General features: G+C 45.6%; 2 protein-coding genes. Both read right to left on the reverse strand.

Annotated features, from left to right (window positions below; translation table 11 throughout):
* Positions 1–1105: 1105 nt before the first annotated feature.
* On the reverse strand, positions 1106–3388 hold the full coding sequence (metE, locus tag Q0620_RS06010) for a 5-methyltetrahydropteroyltriglutamate--homocysteine S-methyltransferase (RefSeq protein ID WP_298783760.1): 2283 nt from the start codon (positions 3386–3388) through the stop codon (positions 1106–1108).
* Between the two features lie 356 nt (positions 3389–3744).
* Positions 3745–4329 carry a hypothetical protein gene (locus tag Q0620_RS06015; RefSeq protein ID WP_298704760.1) on the reverse strand — a complete coding sequence of 195 codons (585 nt, stop codon included), beginning with the start codon at positions 4327–4329 and terminating at the stop codon, positions 3745–3747.
* Between the last annotated feature and the right edge of the window lie 105 nt (positions 4330–4434).

Genomic DNA, 4434 nt, shown 5'->3' on the forward strand with positions numbered 1-4434 from the left:
TATAAATTAGGCGCGCGATGCCACTAAAATCTTATGAAATAAGATGAGCCGCACTTCATCACAACTATGAGGGCTAAAATTCTACAAAGCAAAATTTTAAAAGCCAAAAATTTTGCAGCGATAATAAAATTCCGCCCGTTAAAATCTATCGCGCGAAATTACTAAGTAAATCTCACTTTAAGGCGTGATAGAAACCATCTAAAAGCTACGCGCCTTATGAGCCAAAATCATGGCTTTTAATTTTTACTGCAAATTGCAGATCTGCGCCTCCATAAAGGCTCTTTTAATTTTATGGTAACGTAAACGCGCCTTACGCCAGCCTCGCTCTTTAGTGCAAAACGCAAGTTAAAATCAATGAGCTTTGCATCGTAAAATTTTGGCTCTAGACTTGGTTTTAGCGCGACGCAACTTCAGGCTCGCCAGGCGAAATTAGTCGTAAATTTAATGCGCTACATAAATTTTAGTTTGAGCTGAAATTTAACGTAGCAGAGCCGAATCTCGCTTCGCAATCTAGCCATTCTAACGAGATAATGTAAATTTTAATTTGCAATTTAAAATTTCTAGCGCAACGATACCGGCTTTGGCTCGCGTTTTGCAATTCTAATCTAGAGGCGCGAAGTTCATAAAGCGCCGCGTAAAATTGCAAATTTCAGCGTTTTTTATTCGGCTGGCGAGGTTTGTGCGCGCAAGAATTAATTTGCGAAAATTTTAAAATTTTATCGCTTGCCTCAACCTGCCTTTAGGGCAATCGCGATAAAATTTACGCTCTGCGTCTCAAGCAAGCAAGCAGTTGCGATGGAATTTCGAGCTAACAGTCGAGGTGAAATTTTACGCCACATTTTAAAAAAAATCCCGCGCATGCCCAACTGAGAAATCCGTAAATCTCGCGCAAAATTTCACATCGCTGTATTACTTAGCAGCTATCAAATATGCTTGCCAAGCAGACGCAGTGAAATTTCGCACTGCCCTTTAATACTCGCTCGAAGTAAAATTTCGCACAGCGTTTTAACGGTCCATACTCGAAATAAACGCTCCACATAATTCTATCGCAAAACGGCTGTCGGGTGGAATTTCACCCGGCAGCAAAGTCTTTTATGCGCGAAATTTACGCCTCTGCGCGGATTATCCTTACCGCTTCGACCATATTTTTTAGGCTCGGCTCCACCTCTTCCCATTTGCGAGTTTTTAGGCCGCAGTCCGGGTTGATCCACAGCTGCTCTTTCGGAAGCACCTCAAGCAGCGCGCGGATCTGGCTTACGAGCTCATGTACGCTAGGAATTCGCGGGCTGTGGATGTCGTAAACGCCGGGGCCGACCTCCTGCTTGTAGCCGACCGATCTAAAAATTTTAAGCAGCTCGTTGCCGCTGCGAGCGGTCTCGATGCTTATGACGTCGGCATCCATCGCCTCTATCGTTTTGATTATGTCGTTAAACTCCGAATAGCACATATGTGTATGGATCTGTGTGTGAGCACTTGCGGCGCTGACAGCGAGCTTAAAGGCACTAACGGCAAATTTTTCATACGCAGGGATGTTTTCGGATCTAAGCGGATAGCCCTCTTTAAACGCAGCTTCGTCCACCTGAACGATCTTGATACCCGCGTCTTGCAGATCCGAAATTTCATCAAAAATCGCAAGTGCGAGCTGTTTTACGATCTGCTCGCGAGGCTTATCGTCGCGCACGAAGCTCCAGTTCATCATCGTAACAGGTCCCGTTAGCATGCCTTTCATAATCTTTTTAGTGCGGCTTTGGGCGTATTTGATCCACTCCACAGTCATCGGTTTTGGGCGGCTCACGTCGCCGAAAAGTAGCGGTGGCTTCACGCAGCGGCTGCCGTAGCTCTGCACCCAGCCGTTGGCACTAAACGCGTATCCGCTCATCTGCTCGCCGAAATACTCGACCATATCGTTACGCTCGGGCTCGCCGTGAACCAGCACGTCCAGGCCGATCTCATCTTGAAATTTAACGCAGTCGTCGATGTAGGCTTTGATGTCACGCTCGTAGGCTTCGCGGTTGATTAAGCCCTTTTTGTAGGCGTTGCGAACTTGGCGAAGCTCGGCAGTCTGCGGGAAAGAGCCAATCGTAGTCGTAGGCAAAATTCCATAGCCTAGCTCCTTTTTCTGCACCTTGATGCGATCCTCGTAGCGATCGGCGCGCTCGAATTTATTTAAATTTGCGGCGCGGCTTTGAACTCGCTCGTCATGAATAAGTGGCGAGCTAGCGCGGGTTTTAGCGGATTTTTGATTTTCCTCGTAAGCTTTCATGCCGTGTTCGCACATCGGAATTTCAAAGAAAAGATGGGTCAAAATCGAAATTTCGCTTAGTTTTTCGACCGCGAAACTTAGCCAGGATCTGATCTCGGCGCTTAGCTTGTCCTCATATTTTAGCGTAAAAGGCACGTGCAAAAGCGAGCAGGAGGTACCCACGTAGATGCGCTCTTTAGGCACGTAGGCTTCGATAGCTTTGAGCTGGGCTAGCTTTTTGTCGATATCGCTCTTCCAGATATTGCGCCCGTCGATCACGCCCGCAAAAAGCACGGTCTTGGCGTCTTTTAAAATTTGAAGCTCTTTTTTGATATTCTCTTCGCTTGCGTAAACGAAATCAAGCCCGATCGCCCAAACGCCCGTTTTAACGATCTCGCGTACGGCCTCGGTCGCGTGCTCGAAATAGGTCATAAAGATGATTTTTACGTTGCTTGCAGCCTTGCTTAGTCGCTGATAAACAGGCTCGATCTTTGGCGCTAGCTCAGCCGCGCGATCCGTTACGAAAATCGGCTCGTCGATCTGAACTATAACCTCGCTATCAAGCTCGCTAAGAAGCTTTAGCAATTCCTCGTATTTCGCGACAAGGGCATCTAAATGCGCGAGTGGATCGCTTTTGTCGCTTGATTTGCTAAGCGCCAAGTAAGTAATAGGTCCGATTAAATTTATCTTTAGCGCGCAGGAATCCTTAAAATCGTTATTTTTCGCGGCCTTATACTCGCTTAAAATTTTACTAGGATTTAGGTTAAATTCCGTATATGCAGAGATCTCGGGCACGATATAGTGGTAGTTTGTATTAAACCACTTCGTCATCTCCATCGCGACTGCGTCTTTACTGCCGCGCGCCATCGCAAAATACTGCTCGTGCGCCGAAAGAGCCGCGAAGCGCTGTGGGATCACGCCGAAAAGTACGCTGGTATCGAGCATCAAATCGTAGTATGAAAAGTCGTTCACGCTAATTAGGCCGCTCCAAGCATCCAGCTGATATTTGATGTGGCGATCTTTTAGCTCTGCAGCAACCCGCTCTAGCGCGTCATAATCGCACTTGCCCGCCCAATAGCTCTCCAAAGCCTTCTTTAACTCGCGCTGCTCTCCGATACGCGGAAAGCCCGTAACGTAACTCTTCATCTCTATCCTTTGAGTAAAATTTTGGTATTAAAGTGTTGATTTTATCTAAAATTTCTTTTGACGTCATTAAAATTTTAATCTAATCTCGAAAATGAACGAAATTTTATCCAAAAGCGCGAGGGTGGAATTTCGCCAATAAAATCTGAAATGGAATTTTTATCGACGAAATTCTGTAAGTTAAATTTTAGGATTGAATTTAAAGGCGTTAAATTCATCAATAATTTAAACCTCGTCGCAAGATTCTACTAAAACCTAGTAAAGCCTTGCAACGAAGCTAGCCTTACCCGACACACCGCAAAGCCACTGAGCATCAAGGCTCTATGAAGGCAGTGCAATGCCTCAAAATATGAAAATTCTTAAAATTTATAGTTGTATCCTGCGTAAACGCCGTATTTTTTACCGTCGTTATCTTCGATATAATCGCCGTCTTTGTACCACGCCTTGCTTGCTTTAAAGCCCATTTCAATCTCGCTATTGGAGCCAAACTCATACGCAGTACCTATCTTGCCGCCCAAAATGAAGCCACCCAGCGTATCGTCTGCTCTAACCCAGCCGCCATTGCTATAGTCTATTTTAACTTCAGTATCTAGCACCGAAAGCCCAGCGTAAGCGCCTAGGACGAGCTTAAATCTACCGAAAAGCTCCGGCGTAAAATCCGCACCGGCTACGAAATCGTGCGTGCTCCATTTAACCTTTCTTTTCGAATTGGCATTCGAGCTGGAATCCTCGCCCTTAAATCCGTAAAAATATCCGCCGTAAGCTCTAAACGTGCCGAAGTCATATCCGGCTTTAACGCCGATTTGCGGCTGTCCGTCATCAAAACCTGCAGCTTGGTTTTTGAAATTGTATCCGCCCTCGCCGCCTATGAAAAGCCCCTCCGCCATCGCGCTTACTGCAGCTAAAGAACTAAGCAACAATGCTTTTGCAACTAAATTTCTCATATTTACTCCTTTCGGTGAAATTTCAACCGCTATGTTAGCGTTAGCTTATAAAACGCGGTCTAAATTTAAAGTAAATAAGGCGCTCCGTAGATAGGTTATATTAGA

It is taken from the genome of uncultured Campylobacter sp. (assembly GCF_938017615.1).
Taxonomy (GTDB): Bacteria; Campylobacterota; Campylobacteria; order Campylobacterales; family Campylobacteraceae; genus Campylobacter_B.

Excerpts from the sequence above, each read along its gene's own strand:
- metE (WP_298783760.1), bottom strand. The coding sequence starts at position 3,388 with ATGAAGAGTTACGTTACGGGCTTTCCGCGTATCGGAGAGCAGCGCGAG.
- Q0620_RS06015 (WP_298704760.1), bottom strand. The coding sequence starts at position 4,329 with ATGAGAAATTTAGTTGCAAAAGCATTGTTGCTTAGTTCTTTAGCTGCA.